This window comes from Mesorhizobium sp. WSM4904, from assembly GCF_029674545.1.
Lineage (GTDB): Bacteria > Pseudomonadota > Alphaproteobacteria > Rhizobiales > Rhizobiaceae > Mesorhizobium.
Map to the genome: position 1 here is coordinate 1,945,556 of NZ_CP121354.1, position 15,126 is coordinate 1,960,681.

Sequence of the window (15,126 nt, forward strand, 5' to 3'; positions counted from 1 at the left end):
GCAGCAGGGATTTCGCATATGGATGACACGCCCAGTATCGAGCAGGCCGCGTTCTCGGTCGAGTCGAGCAGCCTCTCAGACCAGGTGGCGACGATCAGGCTGGCGCTGAAGACGTCGCCGGTGCGCAGGCAGCTTCTGTGGGTCTTGATCGGTATTGTCGGCGTCATCGTCGCGACCTCGATCGGGCAGGTGCTGCTCAACCGCTGGAACCAGCCGTTTTACGACGCTCTGGCACGGCGCGACCTGCAGGGGTTCCTGCACCAGCTGATGGTGTTTGCCGTGATCGCCGGCAGCCTGCTGGTGCTCAATATCGGCCAGACCTGGCTCAACCAGACGATCCGGCTGAAGCTGCGCGAGGCGCTGACGCTGGACCTCATCGATGAATGGATGCGGCCGGCGCGCGCCTTCCGGCTCACCCATGCCGGCGCCATCGGCGTCAACCCCGACCAGCGCATGCAGCAGGACGCCGGCCATCTTTCCGACCTGTCGACCGATCTCGGTGTCGGCCTGCTGCAATCCTTCATCCTGCTTGTGTCCTTCATCGGTGTGCTGTGGGAGCTCTCTTCCGGCTTCGTCTTCCATGTCGGCGGCTATTCGCTGACGATACCCGGCTACATGGTCTGGGCGGCGATCCTCTACGCCGGCATCGCCTCCTGGCTGAGCTGGCTCGTGGGCCGACCGCTGATCCACTTCAACAGCGATCGCTATACGCGCGAGGCGGAGCTGCGCTCCTCCATGGTCCGCGTCAACGAGAATGTCGACGCCATCGCGCTCGCCCATGGCGAGGCGGACGCCAGGCGGCAGCTGGAGTTCGACCTCGGCAGCGTGCTCGGCGCCATGCGGCGCATCTACAGCGCCCAGATCAACCTGTCCTGGGTCACCGATGCCTATGGCTGGATCACCGTGGTGGCGCCGATCCTTGTCGCGGCGCCGGTCTATTTCGCCGGCGACATAAGCTTCGGCGGATTGATGATGGCGGTCGGTGCCTTCAACCAGGTGAATTCCTCGCTGCGCTGGTTCATCAACAACATCGGCGCCATCGCCGATTGGCGGGCAACGCTGATGCGCGTCGCCGACTTCCGGATCGCGCTTGGCGAAACCGACATCCTGCATGCCAAGGAAAGGCGTATCGAGTTGAGCGAGAACGCGAATGGCACGCTGACATTCGAAAAGCTCGAAGTCGCATCGCCCGACGGGTGCACGAGGCTTGCCGAGACGGATGTCGAGATAAAGGCCGGCGAGCGCGTCATGATCACCGGCGATCCGCGTGCCGGCAAGACGCTGTTCTTCCGCGCCATCGCCGGCCTCTGGCCGTGGGGAGGCGGGCGCATCGGCATGCCGGCCGGGGAGAAGCCGTTCTTCCTGCCGCGCATGCCTTATTTCCCGCTCGGGACGCTGCGCGACGTGCTCAACCATACCGAAGGCGGTAAAATCGAGGACGCCGAGATTTCCGCGGTGCTCGGCGAAGTCGGGCTGGAGCGCCTGTCGTCCCAGCTCGACCGCTCGGCGCGCTGGGAGCATGAGCTGGCCGACGACGAACAGCGGCTGCTCGCCGTTGCCCGGCTGGCGCTGCGAAAGCCGAAATGGGTGATCATCGACGAAGCGCTGGACACCTTCGACGGCGCCACGCTACGGCGCGTGCTGGCGATGCTGCAGGCCAGGCTGCCGGACGCCGCCATCCTCAATATCGGGCGCGGCCTGCACAACATCCAGTTCTTCCCGCGCGCGCTCACCATCGTCAAGGACAGCGGCCGATCGGCGCTCAAGCCGGCCCGCCTCCGCGCCGGGGCGATCGAACCGCCACCGCGTGCGGTGCGCGCCAAGAAATAGCTTTATTTCGCCGCGATCGCCGGGAAGAATCCCAGCCTAAAGCGCGTCGCGCTGAAACGGATTCAGGCGACGCGCTTTAAGTCTTTGTCTTGATGCATGTCGTTCGCCAAAACCGCTGCGCACTTTTGGGCGACATGCATCGGTCGGAGCCTGCCATGCTCAAGCTGCTCAGCCTGCTTGCATGCCTTGCCTGCGCCGAGGCAGCGCCAATGCCTGCAATCGGCGACGGCACCCCTGTCGATGTCGAACTCGTGCTGGCCGTCGACATCTCGCAATCGATGGACGAAGGGGAGTTCGCCCTGCAGCGTGCCGGCTATGTCGAGGCGCTGCGCCATCGCGACTTCATCAGCGCTGTGCGCTCGGGCCGGAAAGGCCGCATCGCGCTCGCCTATTTCGAATGGGCGGGGGTCGTGCGCGACGACGGCGTGATTGCCTGGCAGATCATCGACGGCGCGGACAGCGCCAACGCCTTTGCCGACAAGATCGCCGGCCGGCCGTTCCGGAGCTTTCGCGGCACGTCGATCTCGGGCGCTCTCGGCTTCGGTGCGGGGCTTTTGGAGAAAAACGGCTTTTCGGCGCCGCGCCGGGTCATCGACATATCGGGGGACGGGCCGAACAATGCCGGACTGCCTGTCGCCATGACCCGCGACGCCGCTTTGGCCGAGGGCATAATCATCAACGGCCTGCCGATCCTGATCAGTCCGTCGCCGAGCGTCAGCCGCCTCGACCGCTACTATGCCGACTGCGTCACCGGCGGTCCCGGCTCGTTCGTACTGCCGATCTATGCGGCGTCCGAATTCTCGACGGCGATCCGCCGCAAGCTGATCCAGGAGGTGAGCGGCATCGATGATGCCAGAAGGATTCGCGTCGATGTGCAGGCGCCAACCGATTGCCTGCTCGGCGAGCGGCTGCGGCAACGGTTTTCCGATCCGTATTTTCCCGAGCTGGATCGGTGAGGTGCCTGTCTTGCGGTGTTTCGGCTGGAACGCCGCTCCGTGCGCTTAATCAGACCGCCCGGGCGCCGTATTTGGCGCGGAACTCGTCATAACAGTCACGACGCCAGCGGCGGCCGACGACGTAACCGCGCAGCAATTCGGGCAGCGAGTAGCCGAGCGCCTTGGACGACCGGTTGGCGAGATAGCCGGAAAAAGCCTGCGGCAGCCTGCCCTTCAGTATATCGGCGATAATCTGCCGGGCGATCATATAGGGCGGAACGTCGGGATAGCGGTCGGCTATGTAAGGGTGTTTGCCGATCAGGTTGGCATAGGCCTCGACATAGCCGTCGCGACGACCGGAGATCGAATTCTCCGAATTGTACTTCTTCCAGTCGATATCCTCCGACAGCAAGGCACCGCTGCGGCGGGCAAAACGCAGCAGCAATTCGCGGTCCTGCATGCGCGTGATGTCGCTGTCATAGCCGCCGATCGCAAGCAGCGACTCGTGCCGGGCGGTGATCGCCGAGCCGGCAATGAAGATCGTCTGCGAGACCAGGGCGCGCTGCAGCGTGCTCTTGTCGAGCAAGGCCTCGCGGTTGATACACTTGGTGCTGCGCTGGCCTTTCACCGAGACGTAGGAACTGATCAGCACTTCGAGCGACGGGTTCTTGTCGAACCGCGCGAGCGTCCGCTCCAACCGGTCCGGCAGATAGACATCGTCCGAATCAAGGAAGGTCACGATCGGCGCCCGCGCGCGCTCGATGCCCGCGTTGCGCGCGGCATTGGCGCCTCGCCATTTCGCTCCGACATAGATTAGCCTGGGATCGCGAATCTCGGCCAGGGCCAGGGCCGTTCCATCGGTCGAACCGTCGTCGACCACGATGTGCTCGAAGCGGGTAAGTGTCTGGGCAAGAACGCTTTCTACCGCACGAACGACCTGATGGCGCCGATTGTGCGTCGGCGTGATCACGCTAATCAACGGAGCGACTTCGCTCGACATCCGGCTGCCGCTGCCACCGGTCGCGCCCGGCGTTTGATCTAAGGGTCTGATGGCTACCTTCCATTCCCCCCCGGAATCGCAGCCAAGCTACTAAAAAGCGGTCTCCGTGTCACCCAAGCGCAGCGGGAAAGGAGACGGATTCCGGTCGGTTTCCGCGCCATTGCGGTTTGAAGGCAACACCGGCGTCTGTCCGCGGTGAAGTCGAGGTGGTCGAGAACAGCTGGCCGGGCCACCTGATCGTCATCGAATTCCCGGACAGGCAGCATGTGCGCGACTGGTACCGGTCGCCGGCATATCAACAGATCCTCGCGTTGCGCACCGGCAATTCCGAATCCGACGTTATCTTCGTCGACGGCGTCGAGCATCCGCACAAGGCTACCGATGTGCTGGGCTGAATGAGGCGGCGAGAATGCGAACGATTAGCGGCGAGTCCGAGCGATCGTGGCTACAATTGCAGATAGGCTAACTGTGGTCGACATAGTCGGGCAAGGTTTCGATCTCATCGCGTACGAGGCCCGTCGCCAGGCCGAAATGACCGAAAAACGCCAGAGTGTAGAAGGCCAGCCCGACAATCAGCGACAACGGGATTTGCCAGAGCGACATGCCTGTCTGCGGCGCATGGCGTATCACCCGTCGTACCACGCGCCACGAATTGGTCACCCATCGGCTGAACGACTTGGCGATGCGTCGAGAGCGACTGGGGGACTTGATCTCGACGAACTTCCTGTCGGCATCCCTGCCGGTCACCAGTGCGCGCCACAAGAAGAAACGCCAACCCCGCGGGGGATAGTGATAGACGCGTGCGCCGGCATGGACGATTTCGTGACCCTCGCGGCGAAGCTGATGCATAAGCAGCGTGCAGGAAACCTTGAATCCATTGTTCTGCGGGAAGGGATGGCTGGCGATCCAGTCGCGCCGGAAGGCGACGTTGTTGGCGTTGATCGCCCGTTTCGCGGCGAATTTCTCGTCTCCCCGAGCCATAGGGAAGAACCAGATCAGCGCAAAGGTTCGCGAGAAGAAATCGTCGTAGAAAAGGTAGGTATAGCCGTTGACGCAAACGGTCCCGGGTTTCTGAAACGGGCCGAGCAGGATCGACAGCCAGCCCGGTTCCGGAACCGTGTCTGAGTCCATGAAGATCACAATGTCCGTGTCGGTTGCCAGGACTCCGTTGTTCTTGAGTTCGTAATAGCGGCCGCCGGGACAGGCGGCGAAGCGAAGCTCGGCCACCTCTTTCAGCCGTGGTGCTTCCCTATTGATGTGGTCCTGCAGCGACGGGGCGTCCGCGTCGTGCCCGGCGTGCGAGATGACGACTTTCGGGCTTGCGAGACCGGCCGCCGAAACCGAGGCGATTTCATCCGCCAGGATGGTCAGCCCAACGCCGATCTCGTCCCAGTCGATCGACTTGGCATTTTCCATTTCCACGACGACTGAATAAGTCGGGAGATCGCCGACCATCGCTGTTCACCCACCATGTTGCCTGATTGAGGTCAGTATAGCCGTCTCAATTCGCTGTCAAATGACAGAAACAACAATGCAAATATTTGGTGCTCCACCGACATTCGCGGCTGTGCTGCGAGCGAGGAGAACAGATTCGAGCGCTACTACCGCCGCAGCAAGAACACCGCTTGCTGGCCGAAGAAGTTCCAGAACCACCACGGCATCGACAGGCCGATCTTCTGGCCGTTGGCGTCGAGCGCGGTCGCCTTCTCGACCGTCGCGCCGAGCTCTTCGCACAGATTGACGAAGTCGCGGATGGTGCAGAAGTGGATGTTCGGCGTGTCGTACCAGGAATAGGGCAGGTCCTTGGTGACCGGCATCCTGCCCTTGATCAGCAGCGAGAAGCGCACCCGCCAATGGCCGAAATTGGGGAAGGAGACGATGGCGCGGTTGCCGATCCGAAGCAGCTCGTCGAGCACCAGCTTCGGGTTGCGGGTCGCCTGCAGGGTCTGCGACAGCACGACGAAGTCGAAACCCTTGTCGGGATAGAATTCGAGGTCCTTGTCGGCATCGCCCTGGACGACGGAGAGGCCGCGCGCCACGCATTCGTTGACGCCGCGCTGCGACAATTCCAGGCCGCGGCCGTCGACCTGCTTGGTCTCCTGCAGCAGTTCCAAAAGCACGCCATCGCCCGAGCCGACATCGAGCACGCGCGAATGCGACGGGATGAGATCGGTGACGACCTCGAGGTCGACACGCTGGGCGCGGTTGACGCTCATCAGGCAACCTCCGGCCTTATGGCATTTGCAGCCGATGGCGTCGCAGGAATGCGGCTAGAACAAACGAATCGCGACCCGCTCATAGGCTGAGCCCCCTGGCGCGGGCGGCGGAGGCAATGAAGCCGTTGATGGCCGCGAACAGTTCCGGCTCGTCGAGCAGGAAGGCGTCATGGCCGCGATCGGTCTCGATCTCGACGAAGGAGACGGAGGCGCCGGCGGCATTGAGCGCATGCACGATCGAGCGGCTTTCCTCCGTCGGGAACAGCCAGTCGCTTGTGAAGGACACCAGGCAGAAACGCGTCCTGGTTCCGGCGAAGGCATCGGCCAGCCGTCCGCCATGGTCGGCGGCGAGGTCGAAATAGTCCATCGCGCGGGTCAGATAGAGGTAGGAGTTGGCGTCGAAGCGATCGACGAAAGTCATGCCTTGATGGCGCAGGTAGCTTTCGATCTGGAAATCGGCATCGAAGCCGAAGGTGAGCGCCTCGCGGTCCTGCAGGTTGCGGCCGAACTTGCGGTGAAGGGCCGCCTCCGACAGATAGGTGATATGGGCGGCCATGCGGGCCACCGCGAGCCCCTTTTCCGGACGCCGGCCGAAATCGAGATATTTGCCGCCATGCCAGTCCGGATCGGCCATGACGGCCTGCCGTCCGACCTCGTGGAAGGCGATGTTCTGCGAGGAATGGCGGGCGCCGGTGGCGATCGGCAGCGCGCAGAAGACGCGTTCCGAATGGCTGGCGGCCCATTCCAGCACCTGCATGCCCCCCATCGAGCCGCCGATCACGCAAAACAGCTTCTCGATGCCGAAATGGTCGACCAGCATCAGTTGCGCGCGCACCATGTCGCGGATGGTGATGATCGGCAGGTCGAGGCCATAGGGCCGGCCTGTCGCCGGATTGGTCGAGGCCGGGCCGGTGGAGCCGAGACAGCCGCCGACGACGTTGGCGCAGATGACGAAGAAGCGGCTGGTGTCGATGATCTTGCCGGGGCCGATCAGCACCTCCCACCAGCCCGGCTTGCCGGTCACCGGATTGGTGTTGGCGACATGCTGGTCGCCGGTCAGCGCATGGCAGACGAGGATGGCGTTGGAGCGGGCGTCGTTGAGGGTGCCGTAGGTCTGGTAGGCGACCTGGAATGGCGACAGGATCGTGCCGGCATCGAGCTTCAGCGGCTTGTCGGGACCGAACCGCAGCACCGGGCTCGACGGATGGTCGGCCTCGTTGTTGGTCCTTGCAACGCGCTGAGCGGACATTTGCATTCCCCATCCAGTCCGGCCGGCGGCGGACAACAAAAAACCGGCCTGCCTTCGCAAAGCCGGTTACAGGTTGCAAACGGCCCTTTAGCGAATTGTTTAACGTGGCTGCAAGCCGACCGGCCAAATCACCACGGGAAGTCCGGCTGCTCTTCTAGGACCAGCGCCGCGCTTCGTCAACGGGCAGCTACCTGGGATCGGCATGGTGGCGCAAGCACCGGCACTCGACATTCGGGGCCACGGCCTGTATTTCCGCTGCGGCCTCGAAGGCCTTCTCGACGGATTTGTGACATGAAGCAGGATCAGGCACGTCCAACACCTCGCGCGGGCATCATGGACATCGATGCGTACGTGCCGGGCAAGAGCACCGCGCCGGCCGGCGTGACGAAGGTCTATAAGCTGTCGTCCAACGAGAATCCGCTCGGGCCCTCGCCGAAAGCGATCGAGGCCGCGCGGGACGTGGCTGCCAGGCTCGACGTCTATCCGGACGGCAGCGCCCGCCGGCTGCGCGAGGCGATCGCTGAAGTGCACGGCCTCAACCCGGCAAACATCGTTTGCTCCAACGGCTCCGACGAGATCCTGGGGCTCTTGGCACAGACCTATCTTGCGCCGGGAGACGAGGCCGTGTTCACCGAACATGCCTTCATGGTCTACAAGATCTACATCCAGGCGGCCGGCGCGAAGCCGGTGGCAGTCAAGGAAACCGACGAGCGCGCCGACATCGACGCGATCCTCGCCGCCGTCACGCCGGCGACGCGGATCGTCTTCCTTGCCAATCCCAACAATCCGACCGGCACCTACGTGCCTTTCCAGGAAGTGCGCCGGCTGCATGCCGGACTGCCGAAGAACGTGCTTCTGGTGCTCGACGCCGCCTATGCCGAATATGTACGCCGTAACGACTACGAGGCCGGCATCGAGCTGGCGGGCAGTTCCGAGAACGTCGTCATGACGCGCACCTTCTCCAAGCTCGGCCTCGGCGGGGCGCGCGTCGGCTGGATGTACGGGCCGGCGCATATCGTCGATGCCATCAATCGGGTGCGCGGTCCCTTCAACGTCAACGCAACCGCGATCGAGGCGGGCATCGCGGCCATCCGCGACCGCGCCCATGTCGAGCGCAGCGTGGCGCACAACGAGAAATGGCTGGCCTGGGTCAGCGAGCAGGTGACCCTGCTCGGGCTGCGCGTCACGCCCAGCGTCGGCAATTTCGTGCTGATCCATTTTCCCGATGACAAGCGGCATTCGGCGGCGGCGGCGGACGACTATCTGAGCGCACGCGGCTACATCCTGCGTCGCGTCACCGGTTACGGCTTCCCCAATGCGCTGCGTATGAGCATCGGCACCGAAGAGGCCAATCGCGGCGTCGTCGAAGCGCTGACGAATTTCCTGAAAAGCTAGAACACCATGACCTCACCGATGTTCGAGAAAATAGCGCTGGTCGGCATCGGCCTGATCGGCTCGTCGCTCGCCCGCGTCATCCGCCGCGAAGGCCTGGCGCGCCATATCGCCATCGCGACGCGCAGCACATCGACGCTGAGGCGGGCCGAGGAACTCGGTCTCGGCGATTCCTACACGACCGAGGCCAAGGAAGCGGCGCGCGACGCGGATCTCGTTATCGTCTCGGTTCCGGTCGGGTCGTCCGGCGAGGTCGCCGCCGAGATCGCGCCGGCGCTGAAGAAGGGGGCGATCCTGACCGACGTCGGCTCGACCAAGGCTTCGGTGATCGCGCAGATTGAGCCGCATGTGCCGGAGGGCGTGCATTTCATCCCGGGCCATCCGCTGGCGGGCACGGAAAAGTCGGGTCCGGACGCCGGCTTCGCCGATCTCTTCGACAACCGCTGGTGCATCTTCACGCCGCTGCCGGGAACCGATGCCAAGGCTCTGGAGAAGCTCTCCGAATTCTGGCGGCGCTGCGGCTCGAACATCGACACGATGGACCCGCAGCATCACGACATGACCCTTGCGATCGTCTCGCACCTGCCGCACATCATCGCCTACAACATCGTCGGCACCGCCGACGACCTGGAATCGGTGACCAAGACGGAAGTCATCAAATACTCCGCTTCCGGCTTTCGCGACTTCACTCGACTGGCTGCCTCCGACCCGACCATGTGGCGCGATGTGTGCCTGCACAACAAGGACGCGATCCTTGAGATGCTGGCGCGCTTCTCGGAGGATCTTGCCTCGCTGCAGCGGGCGATCCGATGGGGCGACGGCGAGAAGCTGTTCGACCTCTTCACCCGCACACGCGCCATCCGCCGCTCGATCATCGAGGCCGGCCAGGACATCGACGTGCCGGATTTCGGACGTCAGGCGGTCGAACACCCGGTCAAATCGTAGGCGGGTTCCTTAATTTCCCGGCACCGGATTTTGATGCGTCGGCTACGTCTGCATTGGCAGCCTTGGAGATTGGCTGAAGCCTTTCCAACCTCGTCATTCTATGGCGGAGCAAGGAGCGAAGCGACGCAGCGCAGACCATAGAATCCATTCCGTGACTTGGAAGTGCCGCCACGGTGCAGAATTCTACTCCGTTGCACTCCCTGGCGAAGGTAACGGCATGGATTCCAAGGTCTTCGCGACGGAGCTTCGCTCCTGCTCCGCCCTGGAATGACGATCGCGATGGGCGTTTAGGCCAACCTCCAACGCATACCGCCTGCCAACGCAAACGGAGCTGATCGGTCAAATCCCTGTGCAGTGCCACTAGCCCTGGGCCGACGGCGGCCAGTGGGCTGCCATCATCGCCATTGTCTCGGCCTTGTTCGGCGCGCCGAGCCGGCCGCCGAAGCGCAGGCATTTGAGCGCGGCGGCGGCACTGGCAAAGCGCAGCGCCTGCTCGGGCGGCATGGCTTCGGCAAGACCGACGGCAAAGGCGCCGTGGAAGACGTCGCCGGCGGCCAGCGTGTCCACCGCCTTGACCTTCGGCGCCTCGACATGGCGGATGCGGCCGGCTTCTTGGTCGTGCCACCAGGTTCCGGCGGCGCCTCCTGTCACCGCGACAAAGGCGTCGGTGCGCGAAGCGAGGTCGGCGCAGGCGCTTTCCGGGTCGAGCGCATGACCGCAAACGATACGCGCCGCCGGCTCCGAGGCCACGATATGCGAGGCTAAAGGCAAAAGCCGCTCCAGCACCTCGACCGGCGCGGTGTCGGCGTCGAGGATCGCCGGGCGGCCGGCGCCCCGCGCGGCCGTCAAGGCGAGCGCCGCGGCGCCCGGCCAGCGCACGTCCACAAGCACGGCGTCAAAGGCGGAAAGATCGGCAAGCGGCAGCGTCTCGGGATCGGCCTGCGCTTGTCTGTCATAGAACGGCACGATGACGCGCTCGCCATGAGCATCCACCAGGATCGCGGCCAGCGCCGAGCGCGCGCCGGCGACGCGGCGGATCAGGCTGCAATCGACGCCTTCCGCCTCGATCTCGGCGACCAGCCGATCGCCGACCGCATCGTCACCCGCACTCGCCCAAAGCGATACGCTGGCGCCCAGGCGATGCGCGGCGCAGGCGGCGCTCGTCGCCATGCCAGAGGCGATCTGGATGCCGTCGCTGGCGATGAACTTGCCCTGATGCGTGGGCAGCGTGTCGACACGCAGGATCGTGTCGAGGGTGAACGCGCCGACGCTGAGCAGCCTGACGGGTCCCACCATCGCAGCCCTCAATCGACCGGCTTGATCTTGCCCAGCGGGATGAAGCCGAGCGAAGCCTTGCCCTTGACGATCCTGAGCGGCATGGACGGCTCGTTGCCGAGCATGGCCAGGCCGGCAAAACCCTGCTCGATCTCGCTTTTGTGCTCGGGAATGGCGCCGCCGAGGATGGCCGCCACCGCTTTCGGGTCCTTGAGCTTGATCGTCAGATTGGCATCGACCAGGCCGTCCGCGTCGACCGAGATCGGTCCGGACACGGTCACGCGCGCCGTTCCCGACGACAGGTCGAGCTTGGCGATATCGACCGATTGGCCGCGCAGGCTTTTCGGCGGCGCCGCGATCAGCGCGACACCGTTCTTCACCGTCGCCTCGCCGCCGCCGTCCAGCGCCGGCAGCACGCGGCCGCCGATCGCGTTGGCGTTGATCTCGAGATCGCCGACGCTGCCGGTATAGACGACGTCCTGCTCCTTGGGCTCCAACTGCCCGGCCGCGTTTGCCGCGTAGAACAATTCGGCCGGATCGGAATCGTCGGCCGGGTCGGTCTGGCCCGACAGGCCTTCGGCCTGCAGCGAAACGCGCCGCGGCAGGGGCCAGGACAGTTTGACCGTCGCGCTCAGCCTGTCCCAGTCGATCCAAAGCGGCGGCATGCCCGGCACCGAGGTTCGGAGCGGGCCCCGCACATCGGCCACCGGCGACAGAGGCTGTGTGATCCCTGCGACGGCGTTGAAGCTGCCGGTGGAGGCGGCAATGCTCTTGGCGTCATCCTGATAGGCCAGGCTGTCGCAGGAAACGGCGAAGCTCAGCGGATAGCCGCTGACGGTAAGGTTGGCGCAGCCGGCGGCGATGCCTTTGGTACCGAGGTTGGCCACGGCCTGGTCGGCCTCCGTCTTGAGGCGGCCGGCAAGATAGAACCAGCCGGCGCTGTAGATGGCGAACAGCGCGACTATGAACGCGGCAAGCCAGAACAGCCGGCGGCCAGGTTTGCGCGATGGCTCGTCACTTGACGTCATGCTGCGGCTCTCGTTAACCCCTCATGCGGCGAGCGGGCTGTTAATCTCACGCACAACAAGCGGGGACGGAAGAAACACCTTACGGTGCGACGTCGTCACTCGAGCGCGATCAGGCTTGGCGATATGGGCGATTTTTGGGTTTTTGGCTACGGGTCGCTGATCTGGCGGCCGGGATTCGCACATGTCGAGACGCGGCGAGCCCGTCTTTACGGCTATCGCCGGTCGCTTTGTGTCTATTCCTTCGTGCATCGCGGCACACGCGAGCGGCCGGGACTGGTGCTCGGCCTCGACCGCGGCGGCTCCTGCATCGGCCTTGCCTTCCGCGTGCCCGGCGATCTGCGGGACGAAGTGCTTTCCTATCTGCGCGAGCGCGAGCTGGTGACCAACGTCTATCTCGAACGCATGCTCGACGTCCGGCTCGACGGAAACGGGGCGGGAGGGGACCGAACGGTCGAGGCGGTCGCCTACATCGTCGACCGTGCGCATGAGCAATATGCCGGCGGGCTCGACGCCGGCCATGCCGCGGCAGTCGTTCGCGGCGCCGTCGGCCAGTCGGGCAGGAACGAGGATTATGTGCTCAGCACGCTCGAGCACCTGAAGGCGCTCGGCATCCGCGACCATTGGCTGGAACAGGTGGGGCGGCAGGTCGCGCCTTCGTGACGGCCTGGCCCGATCAAAAAGCAAAACCATGCCTTTGACCTCGGCAAGCCACGACCTAGCTTACCGGCAATCCATTCCCGGGCGTCGCGGCCCATCCCAGCATCACGGAGATCAATCTTGCAGAAACGCCGTCTCGGTCGTACCGACCTTTCCATCGCGCCGCTGGTTCTGGGGGGCAACGTCTTCGGCTGGACCGCCGACGAGAAGACCTCCTTCGACCTGCTCGACCGGTTTGCCGAAGCCGGCTTCAATGCCGTCGACACCGCCGATGCCTATTCACGCTGGGCTCCGGGCAACAAGGGGGGCGAATCCGAAACCATCATCGGCAACTGGATGAAAAGCCGCGGCAACCGCGACAGGATCGTCGTCATCACCAAGGTCGGCTCCGATATGGGCCAGGGAAAGAAAGACCTCTCCGCGGCCTATATCGAAAAGGCGGTCGATCAATCGCTGAAGAGGCTGCAGACCGACGTCATCGACCTCTATCTGTCACATTGGCCGGACCCGGCCACGCCTTACGAGGAGACGCTCGGCGCCTATCAACGCCTGCTCGAGAAAGGCAAGATCCGCTATCCGGGCTGCTCCAATCTCGATGCCGGGCAATTGCGCGCTGCTCTCGATGTCGCCAGCCTGCGCAGCCTGCCACGGTACGAGATCCTGCAGCCCGAATACAATTTGTACGACCGTTCCTCGCTGGACGGACCGCTGCTCGACCTCTGCAAGACGGAGGGCCTCGGGGTCATCACCTATTTCAGCCTCGCCAAGGGATTCTTGAGCGGCAAATACCGCGGCAAGGCCGATCTCGGCCAGAGCGAACGCGGCGAAGACGTGGCAGAGTATCTCAACGAGCGCGGCATGCGCATCCTCTCCGCGCTCGATGCCGCGGCTGCGCGCCATTCGGCCAAGCAGGCGGAAGTGGCGCTCGCCTGGATCATGGCGCGGCCGGGCATCACCGCGCCGATCGCAAGTGCCACGACGCCAGCCCAGATGGACAGCCTGATCCGCGCGGCATCGCTCAAGCTTTCCGCCGACGACATCGCAGCGCTGGACCGGGCCAGCGCCTAGGCGTGTAAGGTAGCGCACGATCGTCCAAGACCTTGTTGGAGCCCTGCGATAATTCCTAGCCGCATCGCGGCAGGAATTGAGGTTCGGCATGGCCGCAGGAATTGGCGCGCAGTCCTGGCAGCAATTGCTGGCGCTGGTCATGGCGGCGGCCGTCGTCATGGGCAGTCCCGGTCCGGCGACGATCAGCGTCACCGCCATCGGCGCCGCCTTCGGGCTGCGGCCTTCGCTGGGCTACACTTTGGGCGTCGTGCTTGGAACGACCGTCGTGCTTCTGGTGGTGGCCGCCGGCCTGGTCGGTGTGCTCGCCTCGATGCCGGGGCTGGCGCCGCTGCTGACGGTCGCTTCGGCCGCCTACATCCTCTACCTCGCCTTCAGGATCGCGACGGCGCCGCCTCTTGCGGAAAACGAGAACAAGGCGGCGCGCCCTACTTTTCTCGGCGGCTTGATGCTCGCCGTCGCCAATCCGAAGGCCTATGTGGCGATCGGCGCCGTGTTTGCCGGCGCCTCGGCACAGGCCGATGCGCTCGGCGTGCCAACCAGGCTGCTGGTGCTGGCAGCGATGATCGTTGCCATCCACGCGATCTGGCTTCTCGCCGGCACTGTTTTCGCGCGGTTGCTGCGCAATCCGCTGGCATCGCGGATCATCAACCTCGTCTTTGCGGCGACGCTGGTGCTGACCACCGCGCTCGCGGCACTGCCGTGAGCGGGATCAAGCCTTTGTCGTTGGCGCAGCGCCGAGCTCCGCCAGCCGCTTCACCGCCGTCGGCGGCAGAGGCGGCGGGTTCGGCGCGCGCGCGGCCTCGACGAGCAGCTCGTCGCAGGCGGCCTCCGTCTCGCCGATCAGCCGCTGCATGAATTCCTCCTTGCCGAGACCCGGAGGAATGGGCGGCAGGAAGCGGGCCTTGATGGTTCCGGGATAGCGCATGAATTTGCGGCGCGGCCAGTAGAGGCCGGCGACGTGGGCGACCGGCACCACGGGAACGCCGAGCTGGGTATAAAGCTCGACGATGCCGTATTTGTAGGACGGCTCGGCGCCCGGCGGGCGGCGCGTGCCTTCCGGATAGATGATGAGCTGACGAGGATTGCGCGCCATCTCCTGCCTGGTCGCGACGACGACCGCTTTCAACGCTTTCGAGCGGCTGCCGCGGTCGACCGGGATCATGCGCATCTTCATGATGTACCAGCCGAAGAAGGGGATCCAGGTCAGTTCCCGCTTCAGAATATACAAGGCGTCGTCGAGATAAGGAAAAAAGGCGATCGCGTCCCAGAAGGACTGATGCTTGGGCGCCAGGATGAACGACCCTTCCGGCAGGTTCTCGACGCCCGTGATCTCGCTCCTGGTGCCGGCGATCTTGTCGTAGAGCCACATCGAGGTGCGCGACCAGAATTTCGGCACGAACCAGGCGCGGTGGCGCGGCGACAGGAAATAGAAGGGCGTCCAGAAGATCATCTGGACGACCAGGCTGAGATAGAAGGCAAGGTTGAACGCCAGCGAGCGGATATAGAGCATGCGGGAAAGGGCCCGGTGTGG

14 protein-coding genes, 1 pseudogene and 1 riboswitch are annotated in these 15,126 nt (G+C 64.4%); of the genes and pseudogenes, 8 read left to right on the forward strand and 7 right to left on the reverse strand.

The window, feature by feature from the left end; genetic code table 11:
- Nucleotides 1-18: 18 nt before the first annotated feature.
- Together QAZ47_RS09215 and QAZ47_RS09220 are read left to right on the forward strand one after the other, a co-directional pair.
- Entirely contained in the window at nt 19-1,830 is a 1,812-nt protein-coding gene (locus QAZ47_RS09215; protein ID WP_278233019.1) for an ABC transporter ATP-binding protein/permease, read from the forward strand.
- 155 nt (nt 1,831-1,985) lie between these two features.
- Nucleotides 1,986-2,786 (forward strand): DUF1194 domain-containing protein, encoded by an 801-nt coding sequence (locus QAZ47_RS09220; RefSeq protein WP_278233020.1) that lies wholly within the window; start codon nt 1,986-1,988, stop codon nt 2,784-2,786.
- Between the two features lie 49 nt (nt 2,787-2,835).
- On the opposite strand, the gene QAZ47_RS09225 is transcribed toward QAZ47_RS09220, so the two are convergent.
- Nucleotides 2,836-3,765, reverse strand: a complete 930-nt coding sequence (locus QAZ47_RS09225) for a glycosyltransferase family A protein (protein ID WP_278233021.1) — start codon at nt 3,763-3,765, stop codon at nt 2,836-2,838.
- A gap of 194 nt (nt 3,766-3,959) precedes the next feature.
- Between QAZ47_RS09225 and QAZ47_RS09230 the strand changes: the two are divergent.
- A pseudogene (locus QAZ47_RS09230) lies at nt 3,960-4,160 on the forward strand (DUF1330 domain-containing protein); the annotation flags it as partial.
- 67 nt (nt 4,161-4,227) lie between these two features.
- Here the strand turns inward: QAZ47_RS09230 and QAZ47_RS09235 are convergent.
- From QAZ47_RS09235 to QAZ47_RS09245, 3 genes are all read right to left on the reverse strand, one after another.
- Complete coding sequence (locus QAZ47_RS09235; RefSeq protein WP_278206422.1) at nt 4,228-5,220, reverse strand: glycosyltransferase; 993 nt, start codon at nt 5,218-5,220, stop codon at nt 4,228-4,230.
- Nucleotides 5,221-5,366: 146 nt separating this feature from the next.
- On the reverse strand, nt 5,367-5,981 hold the full coding sequence (gene metW, locus QAZ47_RS09240) for a methionine biosynthesis protein MetW (RefSeq protein WP_278073645.1): 615 nt from the start codon (nt 5,979-5,981) through the stop codon (nt 5,367-5,369).
- 79 nt (nt 5,982-6,060) lie between these two features.
- Complete coding sequence (locus QAZ47_RS09245) at nt 6,061-7,230, reverse strand: homoserine O-acetyltransferase (RefSeq protein WP_278233022.1); 1,170 nt, start codon at nt 7,228-7,230, stop codon at nt 6,061-6,063.
- Nucleotides 7,231-7,297: 67 nt separating this feature from the next.
- Nucleotides 7,298-7,375, reverse strand: a riboswitch (SAM riboswitch).
- Between the two features lie 188 nt (nt 7,376-7,563).
- On the opposite strand from QAZ47_RS09245, the gene hisC reads away from it, so the two are divergent.
- Nucleotides 7,564-8,625: a histidinol-phosphate transaminase gene (gene hisC / locus QAZ47_RS09250; protein WP_278233023.1), complete on the forward strand. Its 1,062-nt coding sequence runs from the start codon at nt 7,564-7,566 to the stop codon at nt 8,623-8,625.
- A 6-nt stretch (nt 8,626-8,631) separates the two neighbouring features.
- A complete protein-coding gene (locus QAZ47_RS09255) occupies nt 8,632-9,567 on the forward strand; it encodes a prephenate/arogenate dehydrogenase family protein (RefSeq protein WP_278233024.1) in 936 nt (311 codons plus the stop codon).
- 360 nt (nt 9,568-9,927) lie between these two features.
- On the opposite strand, the gene QAZ47_RS09260 is transcribed toward QAZ47_RS09255, so the two are convergent.
- Nucleotides 9,928-10,863 carry a sugar kinase gene (locus tag QAZ47_RS09260; protein WP_278233025.1) on the reverse strand — a complete coding sequence of 312 codons (936 nt, stop codon included), beginning with the start codon at nt 10,861-10,863 and terminating at the stop codon, nt 9,928-9,930.
- An 8-nt stretch (nt 10,864-10,871) separates the two neighbouring features.
- Nucleotides 10,872-11,870, reverse strand: coding sequence for a DUF2125 domain-containing protein (locus QAZ47_RS09265; RefSeq protein WP_278233026.1), 999 nt, complete (start codon nt 11,868-11,870; stop codon nt 10,872-10,874).
- Between the two features lie 123 nt (nt 11,871-11,993).
- On the opposite strand from QAZ47_RS09265, the gene QAZ47_RS09270 reads away from it, so the two are divergent.
- The 3 genes from QAZ47_RS09270 (at nt 11,994) to QAZ47_RS09280 (ending at nt 14,298) form a co-directional block, all read left to right on the forward strand.
- Complete coding sequence (locus tag QAZ47_RS09270) at nt 11,994-12,530, forward strand: gamma-glutamylcyclotransferase (protein WP_278073938.1); 537 nt, start codon at nt 11,994-11,996, stop codon at nt 12,528-12,530.
- Nucleotides 12,531-12,647: 117 nt separating this feature from the next.
- Entirely contained in the window at nt 12,648-13,595 is a 948-nt protein-coding gene (locus QAZ47_RS09275; RefSeq protein WP_278233027.1) for an aldo/keto reductase, read from the forward strand.
- A gap of 88 nt (nt 13,596-13,683) precedes the next feature.
- Nucleotides 13,684-14,298 carry a LysE family translocator gene (locus tag QAZ47_RS09280; protein WP_278233028.1) on the forward strand — a complete coding sequence of 205 codons (615 nt, stop codon included), beginning with the start codon at nt 13,684-13,686 and terminating at the stop codon, nt 14,296-14,298.
- A 6-nt stretch (nt 14,299-14,304) separates the two neighbouring features.
- On the opposite strand, the gene QAZ47_RS09285 is transcribed toward QAZ47_RS09280, so the two are convergent.
- On the reverse strand, nt 14,305-15,105 hold the full coding sequence (locus QAZ47_RS09285; RefSeq protein ID WP_278233029.1) for a 1-acyl-sn-glycerol-3-phosphate acyltransferase: 801 nt from the start codon (nt 15,103-15,105) through the stop codon (nt 14,305-14,307).
- Between the last annotated feature and the right edge of the window lie 21 nt (nt 15,106-15,126).